This window comes from Streptomyces sp. NBC_00287 (genome assembly GCF_036173105.1).
Lineage (GTDB): Bacteria > Actinomycetota > Actinomycetes > Streptomycetales > Streptomycetaceae > Streptomyces.
The window spans coordinates 4878615-4895157 of record NZ_CP108053.1 but is presented as its reverse complement, the minus strand read 5'-3'; the positions used below and the strand labels follow the sequence as shown (position 1 = coordinate 4895157).

Here is a 16543-nt window from a genome sequence, read left to right as displayed (position 1 = left end):
GCACGGGGTTTTCCACAGATGCGGCGGACCCCCTTGTACCGACCGATCGTTCGGTTACTCTAACTCTGACTGGCTGTTCCTGCCCATGTTTCTGCCCAGGTCATGAACTCGACGGAGAGTTCTTGAAACAAGGAGTTGGTCCCGCATGGCCACCGCCCTGACCCCCCACGACCTCATCGCCAAGCACCGGCCCACCCTCGACCAGGCGCTCGAAGCCATCCGCACGCGCGCGTACTGGTCTCCGCACCCCGAGCACCCCAAGGCCTACGGCGAGAACGGCAGCCTGGACATGGCGGCGGGCAAGGCCGCCTTCGACGCCCTCCTCGGCACCCGCCTCGACCTCGGCCAGCCCGGCACCGACGACTGGGTGGGCGGCGAGGTCTCCCCGTACGGCCTCGCGCTCGGCGTGGAGTACCCGCACGCGGACATCGACGTGCTGCTGCCCGCCATGAAGGCCGGACAGCGGGCCTGGCGGGACGCGGGCGCGGAGATCCGCGCGGTGGTCTGCGTGGAGATCCTCAAGCGGATCAGCGACCGCACCCACGAGTTCGCGCACGCGGTCATGCACACCTCCGGACAGGCGTTCATGATGGCGTTCCAGGCGGGCGGCCCGCACGCGCAGGACCGCGGTCTGGAGGCGGTGGCGTACGCGTACGTGGAGCAGGTCCGCACCCCCGACAACGCCGAGTGGACCAAGCCGCAGGGCAAGAAGGACCCCCTCGCCCTGACCAAGGCGTTCACGCCGGTACCGCGCGGGATCGCGCTGATGATCGGCTGCAACACCTTCCCGACGTGGAACGGCTATCCGGGCCTCTTCGCGTCCCTGGCCACCGGTAACGCCGTGCTGGTGAAGCCCCACCCGCGCGCGGTGCTGCCGCTCGCGCTCACGGTCCAGGTCGCGCGGGAGGTGCTCTCCGAGGCCGGGTTCGACCCCAACCTCGTCGCGCTCGCCGCGGAGCGGCCCGGTGAGGGCATCGCCAAGACGCTCGCCGTGCGGCCCGAGATCCGGATCATCGACTACACCGGTTCGACCGCCTTCGGTGACTGGCTGGAGGCCAACGCCCGTCAGGCGCAGGTCTACACGGAGAAGGCCGGCGTCAACACGGTGCTCGTGGAGTCCACCGACAACTACAAGGGGATGCTGTCCAACCTGGCGTTCTCGTTGTCGCTGTACAGCGGGCAGATGTGTACGACGCCGCAGAATCTGCTGATTCCGCGGGACGGGATCCGCACGGAGGACGGTCCGCGGACGTTCGACGAGGTCGTCGCGGACATCGCCGGAGCGGTCTCCGGTCTGCTCGGTGACGACGCCCGCGCGAACGCGCTGCTCGGGGCGATCGTCAACCCGGACGTCAAGGCGCGCCTCGAGGCCGCCGCCGGGCTCGGCGAAGTCGCCCTCCCCTCCCGGGAGATCAGCAACCCGGACTTCCCGGAAGCGGTCGTTCGTACGCCGGTCATCGTCAAGCTGGACGGGGCCAAGCCGGATGACGAGGCCGCGTACATGAGCGAGTGCTTCGGGCCGGTGTCGTTCGCGGTGGCGGTGGACTCCGCCGGTGACGCGGTGGAGTTGCTGCGGCGGACTGTGCGGGAGAAGGGGGCGATGACCGTCGGGGCGTACACCGTTGACCCCGAGGTCGAGGGGGCGATTCAGGAGGCCTGCCTGGAGGAGGCGGCGCAGTTGTCGCTGAACCTGACGGGCGGGGTGTACGTCAACCAGACGGCTGCGTTCTCCGACTTCCACGGGTCCGGCGGCAATCCTGCCGCCAACTCCGCTCTCACCGATGGGGCGTTCGTCGCGAATCGCTTCCGCGTGGTCGAGGTGCGGCGGGAGGCCTAAGAACCTCTGAACGCGCTCCAGTGGTAGAGGGTCATTCCCACGCTCGTCGCCAAGTTGTAGCTCGACACCTGGGGGCGCATCGGTAGGGACAGCAGCTGGTCTGCACGCGCGCGTACCTCCGGCGACAGGCCGCTTCGCTCCGAGCCGAAGGCCAGTACGGCGTCATCCGGGAGCTTGATGCCCCGGATGTCGTCGCCCTCGGGGTCCAGGGCGAACAGCGGGCCCTCGGGGAGTTCCTCGGCCGTGAGGCGTTCCACCGCTGTCGCGAAGTGGAGGCCCGCACCGCCTCGTACGACCGTGGGGTGCCAGGGGTCGAGGGTGCCGGTGGTGATCACGCCCGTCGCGCCGAAGCCGGCCGCCAGGCGGATCACCGCGCCCGCGTTGCCGAGGTTGCGCGGGTGGTCGAGGAGGACCACCGGGGCGGTGCGCGGGGCGTGGGACAGGGCCTCCAGGTTGGTCGCGCGGGACGGTCGTACCGCCAATGCCGCCACGGCTGTCGGATGCGGGCGCGGGACCAGGGACCTGTATGTCTCCTCGGGGACCTCCGTGAGGAGGGCCTCCAGCGTGTCCCGTACGTCCGGGGCCAGCTCGTCGGCCAGGGCCAGGGCCGCCTGTCGGTCCACCGCCACCGCCACCGGGATCCGCGCTCCGAAGCGCGCCGCGTGCTTGAGGGCGTGGAAGCCGTCGAGGAGTACGGCGGTGTCGGCGAGGCGGTGCCAGGTGGTGACGGGGGTGGTCATGACGGGGAGCCTACGTGGGCCTGCTCGGGGTTCTCGGGGCTGCGGGGCTCGGGGAGCGCGGCGCGGTTTCTGCTCGGGCGGGCCCGTTCCGCCCAGGCGCCCAGGCGGCGCAGGAAGGTCGTCGGCAGGAAGACCGCGTCCGCCGCGATCATCGCGAGGGAGAAGAACGGCAGGCCCAGTACGACCGCGATCACCGCGTGCTCGAACATCATGGCGGCCAGCAGGACGTTCTTGACCCGGCGGTTGAACAGCGTGAACGGAAAGGCGACCTGCACCAGGACCGTCCCGTACGTCACCAGCAGCACCATGGTGCCGCTGGCCGAGAGGGCGTCGGCGAGCGCGGGCCAGGGGGAGAAGTAGTCGAGGTGCAGGGGGTAGTAGACGGCGGTGCCGTCCTGCCAGCGGGAGCCCTGGATCTTGTACCAGCCGGCGGTGGCGTAGATCAGACAGGCCTCGGCCATGATCACGAGCAGGGCGCCGTTGTGCACGATGTTCGTGATCACGTCGAGCAGGATGCGCGGCTCGGCGGTCCGGGCCCAGCGCCCGACGATCCATCGCACGGCCTGCGCGATCCATACAGTCCACAGGATCAGGGGGACCGTCAGGTCGCCGTCGAGCCGGCCCCCGAGCGTGGCCGCCACCAGGATCAGACCGAGCACGGCCCACAGGACCGGCCCGACCCGGTCCCGCTCCGGTTTGCGGTCCGCCCTGCGCGCGTCCAGGGACCAGACCTGGCCGCAGCGGGTGAAGACCAGGTAGATCGACATCAGGTGCAGGACGTTGTCGCCGCCGTCGCCCATGAAGATGGAGCGGTTCTGCAGGGACAGCACGCCGACCATGAACAGGACGGACATCGTGCGGGTCCGCCAGCCGAGCAGGAGCAGGACGGCGAAGAGGACGGCGAGGGCGTAGACCGCCTCGAACCAGAGGTGACCGTCGGACCAGATCAGAGCCGTGAAGGCGCCGTTCGTGCCGATCAGCTGTTGGGCGAGGTCGAAGCTCCAGGGGCCGTCGGGGCCGTAGAGCTCATGGCGGTGGGGCAGCTCGCGCAGCAGGAAGAGCAGCCAGGTCGCGGCGAAGCCGATCCGGACCACGGCGCTCTGGTACGGGCCGAGGGCGGACTCGGTGACCCGGGCGATGCCGGCCGAGAGGCAGAGGGCGAAGCGGGTCATGCCAGGTCCCCCTCGGCCTCGTCCTCGGGGACCTCCCACCAGGGCAGCTCCCGGTAGGCCGGTTTGTCCGGAACCGTCTCGTCGCTCCACTTGGGCGGGCGCACATTGGTGGTCATCGAACGGACCTGGACGCGCTCGACGAGTCCGCCGGGTCCGGCCGCGTCCTCGCGGTCCAGGCGCAGGACCACGATCCGGCGCAGATACGACTCGGCCAGGTCGCCGCGCAGGCCGACCGGGCGGTTGTCGTTGTCGTGGGTGGCGATGAGGAAGTCCCAGGCCCGGCGCAGTTCGTTCTGCTGGGTGTGGCTCGGCAGCAGATTGCCGTCGATGTCCCGGCCGTCGCGGGCGGACAGGTCGTACCAGCCGGTCGTGCGTATACCGCCGTCCGGCTCGCGGATCTCGGCGCGGACCTGGACGGCGATGTTCTGCTGGAGCGGGTTCGGCGCGAAGAGCTTCCAGTTCTGCTCGAACTCTGGATAGATCCAGTCGTCGATGGCCGAGCCGTGCTGCTTGCTGACCGTGTTCGAGGGCGCGACATGCAGGAAGACCATGCCGATGTGGACACAGACGGCGACCGCGACGACCGCGAGGGCGAGGGCGGCGGCGATCTGGTGGCGCAGCGAGAGGGCGGCCACACCGGTGCGGGGCTCGGGCGCGGGCGCAGGCTGCGACCCGTGGCGGGCGTCGCCCGCGGTGTCGTACGCGTCCATTCCGCCCCGTTTCCCGATTCCGGTCCCCGGCAGGGCCTGCCCCGGCGGCCCCGCTTCGGGGTGACACCTTACGGCGCCCGGCTCACGACGAGGTCACGTCTGCCGAGTGCTCGGTAGGGGCTCTGTGCATACCGTTCCCTTCTTCTAGAACCTGTTCTATCTTGACGCACCGTCAGATGTCCGTGTGCGCGGGAGGGCAGGGACCGTGGACTTTTCCTTCACCGAGGAGCAGCAGGCGGCGGCCGAGGCGGCGCGGGGGGTGTTCGCCGGGGTCGCGCCGGACGCCGTGCCGAGTCCCGCGCTCACGCCGGGCGCCGTGGCCGAGGACTTCGACCGCGCGCTGTGGACCCGGCTCGCCGATGCCGATCTGCTGAGCCTGCTGCTCGACGAGGAGCACGGCGGGGCGGGGCTCGACGCCGTCGCACTGTGTCTGGTGCTGCGGGAGGCGGCGGGGGTGCTGGCGCGGGTACCGCTGCTGGAGCACAGCGCCGCGCTGGCCGTCGTCCAGGCGTACGGCGGTCAGGAGCTGAGGTCCGAGGTGCTGGCGCGGGCCGGGCGGGGGGAGGTCGTGCTGACCGTCGCCGCGCACGGGCGCACCGGGCACGATCCGGCGGAGCTCGCGGTGACCGCGCGGCGGGACGGTGCTCAGTTCGTGCTGGACGGTGTGCAGACGGCGGTGCCGTGGGCGTACGACGCCGATCTCGTCGTCGTACCGGCCTGCGCGGACGGGGATCGGACCGTGCTCGCGGTGGTGCGGCGCGGGCAGGCCGGGGTGGGGCTCGCCGAGCAGTACGCCACCAGCGGGGAGCGGCTCGGGGAGCTGCGTCTTGACTCCGTGCGGCTCGCGGAGCGGGATGTGGTGGCGGCGGAGGGGGCCTGGGAGCGGTTGCGGGAGCTGCTGACGGTCGGGACGTGTGCGCTTGCGCTCGGCCTCGGTACCCGGGTGCTGCGGATGACCAGCGAGTACACGGGCAAGCGGGAGCAGTTCGGCCATCCGCTCGCCACCTTCCAGGCGGTCGCCGTGCAGGCCGCCGACCGGTACATCGACCTACGGGCGATGGAGGCCACCCTGTGGCAGGCCGCCTGGCGGATCGCCGCGCAGGCGCCGGGGGCGCTGCCCGTCGCCGGGGATGTCGCCGTGGCCAAGATCTGGGCCTCGGAGGGGGTACGGCGGGTCGTGCAGACGGCGCAGCATCTGCACGGGGGGTTCGGGGCGGACGTCGACTATCCGCTGCACCGGTATCACGCGTGGGCCAAGCAGCTGGAGCTGTCGCTCGGGCCTGCGGCGGCGCACGAGGAGGCGCTCGGGGACTTGCTGGCGGCGCATCCCCTGGGCTGACTGGGCTGACTGGGCTGACTGGGCTGACTACAGGACGAAGCCCTGCTTGCCGTCGTCCGTCACGACCGGTCGGCCCGCCGCGGCCCACACCTGCATGCCGCCGTCGACGTTCACCGCGTCGATGCCCTGCTGGACGAGGTACATGGCGACCTGCGCGGAACGGGCCCCGGAGCGGCAGATCACGTTGACCCGGCCGTCCTGCGGGGCGGCCTCGGTCAGCTCGCCGTAGCGGGCGACGAACTCGCTGATGGGGATGTGCAGCGCCCCTTCAGCATGGCCCGCCTGCCATTCGTCGTCCTCGCGGACGTCCAGGAGGAAGTCGCTGTCCTTGAGGTCCGTGACCTCGACCGTGGGCACGCCAGATCCGAAATGCATGACTCAGACGCTACCCGAGGGCGGGGAGAGCAGTTCAGCCAGTTCTGCCTCGCGTGCCGAGACATCCGACAGCAGCTGCTCCGCGATCTCCTCCAGCAGCTTGTCCGGGTCGTCCGGGGCCAGGCGCAGCATGGAGCCGATCGCGCTCTCCTCCAGCTCTCGCACGACCACGGTGAGGAGCTCCTTGCGCTGGGAGAGCCACTCCAGGCGGGCGTAGAGCTCCTCGGCCGGGCTCGGTTGCCGCTCCTCGGGGACCGGACCCGCCGCCCACTCCTCGGCCAGTTCTCGCAGCAGGGCCTCGTCGCCTCGGGCGTACGCGGCGTTCACCCTGGTGATGAACTCCTCCCGACGCGCGCGCTCCTCGTCCTCCTGGGCCAGGTCGGGGTGGGCCTTGCGGGCGAGCTCGCGGTAGAGCTTGCGGGCCTCCTCGCTGGGGCGCACCCGCTGCGGGGGCCGTACCGGCTGCTCCGTGAGCATCGCGGACGCCTCCGGGAACAGGCCCTCGCCGTCCATCCAGCCGTGGAACAGCTCCTCGACACCCGGCATCGGCATGACCCGGGCACGGGCCTCCTGCGCCTTGCGCACATCCTCCGGATCACCGGAGCGTGCGGCCCGGGCCTCGGCGATCCGGGCTTCCAGCTCGTCGAGGCGGGCGTACATCGGGCCGAGCTTCTGGTGGTGCAGCCGCGAGAAGTTCTCGACCTCGACGCGGAAGGTCTCCACGGCGATCTCGTACTCGATCAAGGCCTGCTCGGCAGCCCGAACAGCCCGCTCCAGCCGCTCCTCGGGCCGGGGCGCGCTCTCCTCGTCGGGCTGGGGCTCGGACTGCTCAGCTTCCGGGGTGGTCACCCGACCAGACTAGGCCACGGCCCGCGCCCGACGGCCGGGTGATCATGGCTGAATCCCCTCACACCCCCGTCTCCGCCGCGATCCTCCCCGCCCGTACCGCCGTCACCAGGTTCGCGTGGTCCGCCTCTGTGCGGTCGGCGTAGCTCACCGCGAAGGTCGCTATGGCTTCGTCCAGTTCCTCGTTCTTGCCGGAGTAGCCCGCGATCAGGCGGGGGTCGGCGCTGTGGGTGTGGGCCCGGGCGAGGAGGGCGCCGGTCATGCGGCCGTAGTCGTCCAGTTGGTCGGGGGAGAGGGCGGCCGGGTCCACGCTGCCCTTGCGGTTGCGGAACTGGCGTACCTGGAAGGGGCGTCCCTCGACCGTCGTCCAGCCGAGGAGGATGTCGCTGACCACCTGCATGCGCTTCTGGCCCAGGACCACTCGGCGGCCCTCGTGGTCCACCTTCGGCGTCTCGAAGCCGGCCGTCGCCAGGTGCGGGAGCAGGGCGGAGGGGCGGGCCTCCTTGACCTGGAGGACGAGGGGTTCGCCCCGGTGGTCGAGGAGGAGGACGACGTAGGAGCGGGTGCCCACGCTGCCCGTGCCCACCACCCGGTGCGCCACGTCGTGCACCGCATGCCTGGCCAGCAGCGGGAGTCGGTCCTCCGAGAGCGTCGCGACGTACTCCTCCAGGGACGCGGCCACCGCTGCCGCCTCCGCGTCCGGCGTCCGGCTCAGTACCGGCGGCGTGTCCACGAAGCGGCGGCCGCCGTCCTCGGTCGGCTCCGTCGACTTCGCCGCGAACCGGCCGCTGGTGTTGGAGCGCGCCTTCTCGGCCACCCGCTCCAGCGTGCCGAGCAGATCATGGGCATCGGTGTGGGAGACGAGTTCCTCGTCCGCGATGGCGTTCCACGCGTCCAGCACCGGGAGCTTGGCGAGCAGCCGCATCGTGCGCCGATACGCGCCCACCGCGTCGTGCGCCGCCTTGCGGCAGGTGTCCTCGGACGCGCCCGCCTCCCGTCCCGCCAGTACCAGCGAGGCCGCGAGCCGCTTCAGATCCCACTCCCACGGTCCGAGGAGCGTCTCGTCGAAGTCGTTCAGGTCGATGACCAGGCCGCCGCGGGCGTCGCCGTACAGGCCGAAGTTCGCCGCGTGGGCGTCGCCGCAGATCTGGGCGAGGACGCGGGTCATGGGGGTGCGGGCGAGGTCGTGGGCCATCAGGCCGGCGGATCCGCGCAGGAAGGCGAAGGGGGTCGCCGCCATGCGGCCCACCCGTATCGGCGTCAGCTCGGGGATCCGGCCGCGGTTGGACTCCTCCACCGCCGCGAGCGCGTCGGGGCGGTCGGGGTCCAGGTCGAGCAGTGCGTGCGTGCTGCGCGGTACGCGGTCCCGCAGGGCCTTGCCCTCCTGCTTCGGCGTGCCGTTGCCGGGCCACTCGGCGAAACCGGGCACCCGGGGCAGCCGCCGCCCGCCCGACTGGGTCGTCTCCTGCGCACCGACGTCGATCACACCGACCGCCTCCCCCGTACCCGGACCGTCTCCGGCCCGCACGAACATCAACTCGTGCCGACGGTACAGCGCAGCGGCTCGACCGCGTCAGACCCTGTGGACAACCCGGGCCTGTGGAAAACCACCTGTGGAAAACCCCGTACCGCTACCGAGGCCCCGCCAGGTCTCCCCTCGCGCTCAGAAACGCCGTGAACGCCTCTATCACCAGCCGCAGCGACGCCTCCACAGCCGCGTCCGCTTCGGCCGTGGCCGCGGGGCGGGCGACCGCGGCGCCGGACTGCCTGCCCCGGCCCGTCTCCAGGTACGTCAATACTTCCTCGGCCCGCGGCGGGCGCCCGTCGGCGGGGCGGGGCAGGGCGTCGAGCAGACCCTGCAGGGTGTCGAGCAACTGCCGCCGTTCCGCGGCGGGTTCGCGATTCATACCCCCAGGCTGGAGAAGAGTGGTCAAGGACGGTTCAAGAAGCCGCCAACGCCTCCGGTGGACGCCACGCGCGCGGGGACGTCGATTCCGTGTCCGCCGGTGAACCGGGTCGCGCTGACTGCTCGCCGGGTGGCCTTGAGACCACGGGCTCGCGCCATGTCCCGGGCGGCGGCTCGGGCGCAGGCATACGCCACGCGCGCGGGGCGGCCGTAAATGCCTGCGAGCAGTGCCGTGCGTGACGGGGCGGAGCGGAGCAGGGGCCGCCGGGCTGCCGGGCCGCCGGGCCGCCGGGCCGGCCAGCCAGGGTGCGGCCAGTCGGCAGCCGCGCGCAGGAGGAGGCGGGTGGTGCCGTGCCGGGTGACGGCGAGGTCGCCGGTCAGGCCGCCGATCGGTCGGGGACAGCCGTGTCCGGGCCTACCGCCCTATCAGCCCCACCCGACACCGACACCGCCTGAGTCGCCTCACCCGACACCGACACCGCCCGATCAGCCCCGTCCGGGGCGCCCGAGACCCCCACCACGCAATCCACCAGCCGAGGAGCCGCCCCAAGGTACTGCGCAGGATCCAGCAAGCCCTCCAGCTCGGCCGGAGTCAGACACCCCGTCACCTCCGGTGTCGCCGCCAGGATCTCCCCGAGGCCCGTCCCGCGGTCCGCCGCCTCGTGCGAGGCGCGGGTCAGCAGGGTCCGTGCCTGGGACTTGCCGAGCAGTGGGGTCAGTACGGCCGCGAGGCGTTCGGAGACGATCTGGCCGCCCGTCAGGTCGAGGTTCGTGCGCATGCGGTCGGTGTTGACCGTGAGGCCCTCCAGGAGTTCCGCCGCCGTGTGTGCCGAGCCGCCCGCCAGCCGCAGGCACTCCCGCAGGGGTCCCCACTCGGCGTGCCAGGCGCCGCCCGAGCGCTCGTCCTCGGCGAGCATCGTGCCGTACAACACGGCGGCGAGCTGCGGTACTTGGAGTGCGGCCGAGCGCATCAGCGTGGCGAGCACGGGGTTGCGTTTGTGCGGCATGGCCGAGGAGGCGCCGCGTCCGGTCACCGCCGGTTCGGTGACCTCGCCGACCTCGGTGCGGGCCAGCGACTGGACGTCGACGGCGATCTTGCCCAGCGCGGAGGTGAGGTAGGCACACACCGCGCCCGTATCGGCTATGGGTGTCCGCAACACATGCCAGGGCAGTGCGGCCGGGGCCAGGCCGGTCTCCCGCGCGTACGCCTCCACCAGGCGGTCGGCGTAGTCCTCGCCGGGGCGGTCGGCGTGTTCCAGGTAGCCGGCGAGGGTGCCCGCCGCGCCGCCCAACTGCACGGGCAGGGCCGCGGCCAGCTCGTCCACGCGGTGGAGGGCCTCGGTCACCAGCTGCAGCCAGCCCGCCGCCTTCAGGCCGAAGGTGGTGGGCACCGCGTGCAGGGTGAGCGTGCGGCCCGCCATAGGGGTGGCCCGGTGGGCGCGGGCCAGCTCCTCCAGGGCGGCCGCGCACCGGTCGAGGTCGGCCCGGATCAGGGCACAGGCCCGGCGGACGATCAGCATGGTCGCCGTATCCAGGATGTCCTGGCTGGTGGAGCCGCGGTGCACATACTCGGCTGCGGCCGGCTTCTCGGCGGCGACCACCGCGGTCAGCGCCTTCACGAAGGCGACGACGGGGTTGGCCGTCTCCCGGGACGCACGGGCGAGCGCGACGAGGTCGAGGCGCTCGGGGTCGGCCGCGGCCACGATCGCCCGGGCCGCCGACTCCGGCACGGTGCCCAGGCGTGCCTGCGCCCGTACGAGCGCGGTCTCGGCCTCAACCATGGCCGACAGCCAGGCCGCGTCGGACACCGCCGCCTCCACGGGCGTACCCGCCCGCACCGGGGACAGCAGCCCCGAGTCCGGGGAGAGGGACAGTGGGTGGCGCTCGGGCATGGGTTGGTTTCCTCCTCCACTGATGGCCACTGATGGCCACTGATGGGTCATTGATGGGACATTGATGGCCCATGTACGGCAAGACAGGCGGCGATCGGCCCTCGACGGGCGAGGCTCACGCCGCCGTTCGGTCCAGGCTCGCCCGCTGTTCCAGCACCGCCCCCAGGGCCGCCTGCGCTATCGCGTCCGAGTCCGTCAGCGTCACCGAGTTGACGCCGGGGCGGATGCCCGCGGCCGTCACCCAGTGGACCGACTCCGTGGGGACACCGAAGGCGTACCGGCGAGGATGCGGGCGCCGGGCGGAGTCCAGGAGCTGGAACGGGCGGGGCGTGACCGCGAGCCCCTCCGTGTAGATCCAGGTGCCGTCGCGGGTGGCGATCCGGTGCGCGGCGCACTGGCCGGTGTCCAGCAGGTGCCGCAGCAACGGGTCCTCGGTGCGGCTGAGCGTGATGTCGGGCAGCCGTGCCTCGATCAGCGCCTCGGTGCTGATCCGGGAGCCCGGCACCAGCGGCGAGTGGGCGTGGAAGCCCTGGCGGTCGACGTCGACGCGCAAATCGGGGCCGACGATGTGCAGCACACCCGCCTCGATCAGCGCGGCCGCCTCCTCGATCCGGGACGCGGGCGGCCCGATGGAGAGGAAGGCGTTCAGCGGCGTGTACCAGCGGTCCAGGTGCTCACGGTGGGAGTCGCCGTGCAGTCCGCCGTGGTCGACGACGAGCCGGATCTCGTTGCGCAGGTCGCGCAGCACGTCCAGCGCGGCCTTCAGCGGTCCGGTGACATTGCCGTCCCGGGCCTCGGCGACGTCCTCGCGCAGATGCTCCAGGAGCCAGGCGGTGAAGTCCTCGGGGCTGCCGAACTCCTGGTCCTGGTACGGCCGGGAGAGCCGGTCCCAGTCCCAGCGGTCCTTCTCCCCGATCTCGTACGCGTCGAGCACCGTCTCCTCCGCGGACGTGCCCGGCAGCGCACTGAGGAAGGCCCGCTGGAAGGCCTCGGCACGGTCCGCACGGCCGCGCGAGGTCAGCAACGTCTTGTAGTAGACGGTCTCGACCTCCTTGGCGACCAGCGGCCAAACGTCCCGCAGGAAGTCCGCGCCGCGCGCCGAGCGCATCCGGGCGATCCGGGCCGGGGTGAGCAGCAGCGGCTCGTGCCGGCCGTGCGGGCCCTTCTCGTTCTCGCCGCGCGCCTGGTAGGGCACCCCGCGCCGGGAACCCGCGTACAGGCGGGGTTCACGGCCCGACGGCAGATAGACCAGCCGGCCGTAGACGCGGGTGAAGCTGCCGCCGCGGCCGGTGGTGAGGAGGGCCATGTAGTCGAAGAAGTTGAGACCGAGGCCGCGCAGCAGGACCGCCTGGCCGGGGCGGACGCAGTCCAGGTCGGTGTCGGCGGGGTTGGCGGGGGCGAGGTGGGTGTGGCCGTACTCGCGGGCGAGCTCGGCGAACTGCTCCTCCACAGCCGTGGGCCTGGCCGGCAGATGGCCCTGGGCCAGGATCACGGCGTCCAGGTGCTCCAGGACCGTGCCGTCGTCCAAGGTGACCGTCTGGCTCGGCGGATGACCGGCCGTCAAGGGCCCGGTCTCGTCGTCCAGGGCCACGGCACGGGCCCGGTGCCGGACGACGCTCACGCACTGCGGGGCGCCCGCGACAGTGCGGTCGAAGGCCCAGCGCAGATAGTGGCCGTAGAACGCCCGGGTCGGGTAGGTGTCGGGGCCCAGCGCCCGGGCCTCGGCCAGCACCTGGTCGGGGTAGTGCCCGGGGATGTCACCGGCGACCAGGGACTCGGCCCAGGCGTGCAGGCTGGGGCCCGGTTCCAGCGGTCCGGTCAGCTCGACGCTGGCGTCGGTGAACACCGAGATCTGTCCGGCCACCGTGTTCATCAGCAGATGCGCGGACTGGCTGATGCGCCAGACCTGGCCGGCGCCGGGCGCGTGCGGGTCGACGACATGGATGTCGATCGCGGTGTCGGGGGCGGCGGCGGCACGGGCGGCGGCGCAGAGCCGCTCGATCACGGAGAGACCCCGCGGTCCCGCGCCGATCACGCACACGGTGTGCTGTCTGGTGGTCATGTCTGCTGTCCGTCCTGCTGAATACGGGACTCGGTACGGGAAGTGCGGGACTCGGTACGGGAAGTGCGGGACTCGGTACGGGAAGTGCGGGACTCGGTAGGGGAAACGCCGGGCTCGGGCGGCCACGGCAGGGCGACCGCCGCGATCATGCGGCTGCCGACCACGGCGCAGCGGCCCGTGGTGCCGGGCACCGGACCGCGTACGACACGCAGCCGGACCGGCTCGCCCGGGTCCCGGCCGGCCGGCGGCTCCTCCCACTCCAGATCCACGGACTGGAAGGAGACGCCGTCCTGGGTGTCGGGCGGCAGCGCCTTGTAGAGGGCCTCCTTGACGCAGAACAGCCGGAGCACAGCACGGGCCGGGTCGGGGCAGTCGCGCAGCCGCTCGCGCTCCGCCGGCGTGCACACGTAGTGCACGGCGGAGAGCAACTCCTCGCCCGTCTCCAGGGGTTCGATGTCGATGCCGAGCCCGACACCGCGGTCGGGTCCGGTCACGCACAGGGCGACCCGGTTGGTGTGACTGAGCGAGCCGGCCACGCCGTACGGCCAGCGCGGCGCCCCGCGGGCGTCGGCGCTCAGCCACCGGGGCATGCCGGTCAGCGCGGCCGTGGCGCGGGCCGCGGCCAGCCTGCCCGCGGTGAAGGTCTCGCGGCGCAGCGGCGCGGTGTACCCGCGCAGCAACTCCTTGACCGCACCGGGTAGTTGGGCGAAGTCCAGTTCGCCGGTGTGCGCCTGCGCCGCGATCACGGGTGGCTCGAACAGGGCCGCTACGGCGGCCAGGTCGACGGGCTCGGGGTCGCCGCTCGCCGACACCCGGGCCGGGGCCGGGAGCAGCGCGCTCACCGCAGGGCTCCGATCGGGGTACGGGTCAGCCGGGCGACCGCGTTGTGCACCACGAGCCGGCCGGTGCGCCCGGCGTAGCTCATGATCGACTCGGGGTGGAACTGGACCGCGGCGAACCGGTGCTCGGGCGCCTCCACGGCCATCGCGACCCGTCCGTCCTCGGTGGCCGCGGTGACCCGCAGGGTGTCGGGCAGTGCGGCCGGGTCGGCGTAGAGGGAGTGGTAGCGGCCGACGGTGAAGCTCTTGGGCAGGCCGTCCAGCAGCAGGGACTCCGCCTCGGTGCGCCGGACCCGGGACGGCTTGCCGTGCACCGGCTCGGGCAGCACTCCGAGGGTGCCGCCGAGGTACTCGACGATGCCCTGCAGGCCGAGGCAGACGCCGAACACGGGGATGCCGAGCCGCTCGGCCTCGGCGAGCGTGGCTGCGGTGCCGAAGTCGGAGGGGGTGCCGGGCCCTGGCGAGAGGACCACCAGGTCGGGCCGCTGTTCGGCGAGCAGGGGCAGATGGCCGCCGCTGCGGTAGGTGCCGACCTCGGCGCCGGTCTCGCGCAGATAGCCGGCGAGGCAGTGCACGAAGGAGTCGCGGTGGTCGACGAGCAGGATCCGCCGGCCGTTGCCGGGCCCCTCCTCGACACGGAGCCGGGCCGGACGGACGGCGGCGGGCTCGTCCAGAACCCCGAGCAGCGCCTTCGCCTTCAGCTCGGTCTCCAGCTCCTCGTCCTCGGGTGTGGAGTCGTGCAGCAGGGTCGCGCCGGCGCGGACGGTGGCCACGCCGTCGTGCACATGGATAGTGCGCAGGGTCAGGACGGTGTCCAGGCCGCCGTCGAATCCGATCCGGCCCACCGCTCCCCCGTACCAGCGGCGCGGGGAGCGCTCGTGCCGTTCGATGAACTCGATCGCGGAGAGCTTGGGGGCGCCGGTGACGGTGACCGCCCACAGATGGGCGAGGAAGGCGTCGAGGGCGTCCCGGTCGGGCCGCAGCACGCCCTCGACCCGGTCGACGGTGTGGATGAGGGTGGAGTACATCTCGATACGGCGGCGGGCGGTGACCTGGACGGTGCCGGGCAGACAGACCCGGGACTTGTCGTTGCGGTCGACGTCCGTGCACATCGTCAGCTCGTGCTCGTCCTTGGACGAGTTGAGCAGGGTACGGATGCGGTCGGCGTCCTCCAGCGCGTCCCGGCCGCGGGCGATGGTGCCGCTGATCGGGGAGGTCTCGACGAGGGCGCCGGCCGCGCCGCGCGGGGTGACGCGGACGAACATCTCCGGTGAGGCGCCGACCAGGTACTCGTCCTGGGCGAGGTTCATCAGCAGGCTGTGCGGGGCGGGGTTGCGCTCGCGCAGGGTGCGGAACAGCTGGGACGGCGGGCGCTGCACGACCCGGTGGAAGGACTGGCTCGGTACGACCTCGAAAAGGTCCCCGGAGCGGAACAGCGGCCGGGCCTTCTCGACCACGCGCGCGTACTCGCCGGGCGCGTGGTCCCGCTCGGGGGCGTCGGCGACGGCCACGAAGCGGCGGGCCGGTGTCCTGCGGTCCAGGCCGTCGGTGCGGGAGGCGCCGACGCGGAACTCGTAGTCGTGCCGGATCGCCTCGTCGGCGGCGAGGTCGAGCTCGTAGACGGTGTCGGGAAGGTGCAGCACCATGTCGCGGTCGCCGGGAGCGCGGTGCTGGGTGAGGGTCACCGGGTCGACCTGAAAGATCAGGTCGTAGCCGAAGGCGCCGTAAAGCCCAAGCAGCGAATCGTCGTGAAGGGCCAGCCCCTCGACAACGGCCCGCACCACGGCGAACACACCCACCTGCCGGGTGCGGTCCTCCTCGGCGAAGGTCCCGTCGGGGACGCCGCCGCGCACCCGCAGGGTGTCACCGTCGGCGTCGACGCGCCCGCCGGGCCCGATGGCGTGGGAGAACAGGGCCAGCAGGGCGGGAAGCAGGACGCGGCCGCGCTCATTGAGCGCGGTGGCCCGTATCTCGGGGCCGGTGGCGGTGATCTCGACCGGCGGGTCGCTGTATCCGATGACCCGATCGGGCCCGCGGAACAGAACCATCCCGCGGCGCTCGTCGAGGGTGTCCTCCAGATCGGTACGGAGGGCGGCGGCGGAACCGAGCAACTCGGTGGTACGGACGACCTCGACTCCGACGGGTGTCGTCCACCGCCCGGACGGGGCTGCCCGACCGGTACGCGGCCGGGAGGTTTCCAGCAGGGGCATCCCCCAAATTCCTTTCTCGAACCCGGAGATGTCCGGGGGTGGGAAGCGGCGGGCCCGTGCCCGGTTGGGGCCGGGGTGCGGGGTTGTGGTGGCCGGGGGCGGGGCCCTGGCCGGGGCGGGGGTACGGGTTGGTGGGGCGCGGGGTGGGGCGGGGGTACGGGGTGGTCATGGCCGGGGCGAGGCCCTGGGCGGGGCGGGAGTACGGGTTCGTGACCCGGGGCGGGAGGGCGGCGGCCTGCGGATGGGCTGGGCCGGGGGTTACGGGGTGGTCATGGCCGGGACGAGGGGCACCGGTTGGTGACCCGAGGCGGGAGGGTGGCCGCCCGCCGCCGGGGCGGGCACCGGGGTTACGGGGTGGTCATGGCCGGGGGCGAGGACCTGGCCGGGGCGGGAGTACGGGTTCGTGACCCGGGGCGGGAGGGCGGCGGCCTGCGGATGGGCTGGGCCGGGGGTTACGAGGTGGTCATGGCCGGGACGAGGGGCACCGGTTGGTGACCCGAGGCGGGAGGGTGGCCGCCCGCCGCCGGGGCGGGCACCGGGGTTACGGGGTGGTCATGGCCGGGAGCGAGGACCTGGCCGGGGCGGAAGGGTGTGTCGGGCCCGCACGCCCGTGAC

The 16543-nt window shown here is 72.6% G+C and carries 14 protein-coding genes; 3 read left to right on the top strand and 11 right to left on the bottom strand.

Annotation, left to right across the window (positions count from 1 at the left end; genetic code table 11):
- The first annotated feature begins 145 nt into the window (after positions 1 to 145).
- Entirely contained in the window at positions 146 to 1837 is a 1692-nt protein-coding gene (paaN, locus tag OHT76_RS22310; protein WP_328872616.1) for a phenylacetic acid degradation protein PaaN, read from the top strand.
- Here the strand turns inward: paaN and OHT76_RS22305 are convergent.
- From OHT76_RS22305 to OHT76_RS22295, 3 genes are read right to left on the bottom strand one after another with little or no spacing between them, the layout of a single operon-like run.
- A complete protein-coding gene (locus OHT76_RS22305; RefSeq protein ID WP_328872615.1) occupies positions 1834 to 2577 on the bottom strand; it encodes a TrmH family RNA methyltransferase in 744 nt (247 codons plus the stop codon). The two genes, paaN and OHT76_RS22305, sit on opposite strands and share 4 nt — an antisense overlap.
- Positions 2574 to 3749, bottom strand: coding sequence for an HTTM domain-containing protein (locus OHT76_RS22300; protein ID WP_328872614.1), 1176 nt, complete (start codon positions 3747 to 3749; stop codon positions 2574 to 2576). Before OHT76_RS22300 ends, OHT76_RS22305 begins: the two co-directional genes overlap by 4 nt.
- Positions 3746 to 4459 carry a DUF5819 family protein gene (locus OHT76_RS22295; protein ID WP_328872613.1) on the bottom strand — a complete coding sequence of 238 codons (714 nt, stop codon included), beginning with the start codon at positions 4457 to 4459 and terminating at the stop codon, positions 3746 to 3748. The genes OHT76_RS22300 and OHT76_RS22295 overlap by 4 nt, the downstream gene beginning before the upstream one ends.
- A 205-nt stretch (positions 4460 to 4664) precedes the next feature.
- On the opposite strand from OHT76_RS22295, the gene OHT76_RS22290 reads away from it, so the two are divergent.
- Positions 4665 to 5798 carry an acyl-CoA dehydrogenase family protein gene (locus tag OHT76_RS22290; RefSeq protein ID WP_328872612.1) on the top strand — a complete coding sequence of 378 codons (1134 nt, stop codon included), beginning with the start codon at positions 4665 to 4667 and terminating at the stop codon, positions 5796 to 5798.
- Between the two features lie 27 nt (positions 5799 to 5825).
- Here OHT76_RS22290 and OHT76_RS22285 read toward each other — a convergent pair whose 3' ends face one another.
- The 8 genes from OHT76_RS22285 to OHT76_RS22250 all read right to left on the bottom strand — a co-directional run bounded on the left by OHT76_RS22285 (position 5826) and on the right by OHT76_RS22250 (position 15928).
- Positions 5826 to 6155, bottom strand: a complete 330-nt coding sequence (locus OHT76_RS22285; RefSeq protein ID WP_328876594.1) for a rhodanese-like domain-containing protein — start codon at positions 6153 to 6155, stop codon at positions 5826 to 5828.
- Positions 6156 to 6176: 21 nt separating this feature from the next.
- Positions 6177 to 7022 (bottom strand): hypothetical protein, encoded by an 846-nt coding sequence (locus tag OHT76_RS22280; RefSeq protein WP_328872611.1) that lies wholly within the window; start codon positions 7020 to 7022, stop codon positions 6177 to 6179.
- Between the two features lie 58 nt (positions 7023 to 7080).
- Positions 7081 to 8553 (bottom strand): DUF2252 domain-containing protein, encoded by a 1473-nt coding sequence (locus OHT76_RS22275; protein ID WP_328872610.1) that lies wholly within the window; start codon positions 8551 to 8553, stop codon positions 7081 to 7083.
- Between the two features lie 97 nt (positions 8554 to 8650).
- On the bottom strand, positions 8651 to 8926 hold the full coding sequence (locus OHT76_RS22270) for a hypothetical protein (RefSeq protein WP_328872609.1): 276 nt from the start codon (positions 8924 to 8926) through the stop codon (positions 8651 to 8653).
- 376 nt (positions 8927 to 9302) lie between these two features.
- Positions 9303 to 10817, bottom strand: a complete 1515-nt coding sequence (pcaB, locus tag OHT76_RS22265) for a 3-carboxy-cis,cis-muconate cycloisomerase (protein WP_328872608.1) — start codon at positions 10815 to 10817, stop codon at positions 9303 to 9305.
- A gap of 115 nt (positions 10818 to 10932) precedes the next feature.
- Positions 10933 to 12879 (bottom strand): FAD/NAD(P)-binding protein, encoded by a 1947-nt coding sequence (locus OHT76_RS22260; RefSeq protein ID WP_328872607.1) that lies wholly within the window; start codon positions 12877 to 12879, stop codon positions 10933 to 10935.
- Positions 12876 to 13721: a 4'-phosphopantetheinyl transferase family protein gene (locus OHT76_RS22255; protein ID WP_328872606.1), complete on the bottom strand. Its 846-nt coding sequence runs from the start codon at positions 13719 to 13721 to the stop codon at positions 12876 to 12878. Before OHT76_RS22255 ends, OHT76_RS22260 begins: the two co-directional genes overlap by 4 nt.
- Positions 13718 to 15928, bottom strand: a complete 2211-nt coding sequence (locus OHT76_RS22250) for an anthranilate synthase component I (protein ID WP_328872605.1) — start codon at positions 15926 to 15928, stop codon at positions 13718 to 13720. The genes OHT76_RS22255 and OHT76_RS22250 overlap by 4 nt, the downstream gene beginning before the upstream one ends.
- Positions 15929 to 16225: 297 nt before the next feature.
- Here OHT76_RS22250 and OHT76_RS22245 point away from each other — a divergent pair, with 297 nt between their 5' ends.
- Positions 16226 to 16423, top strand: coding sequence for a hypothetical protein (locus OHT76_RS22245; protein ID WP_328872604.1), 198 nt, complete (start codon positions 16226 to 16228; stop codon positions 16421 to 16423).
- The last annotated feature ends 120 nt before the right edge of the window (positions 16424 to 16543 follow it).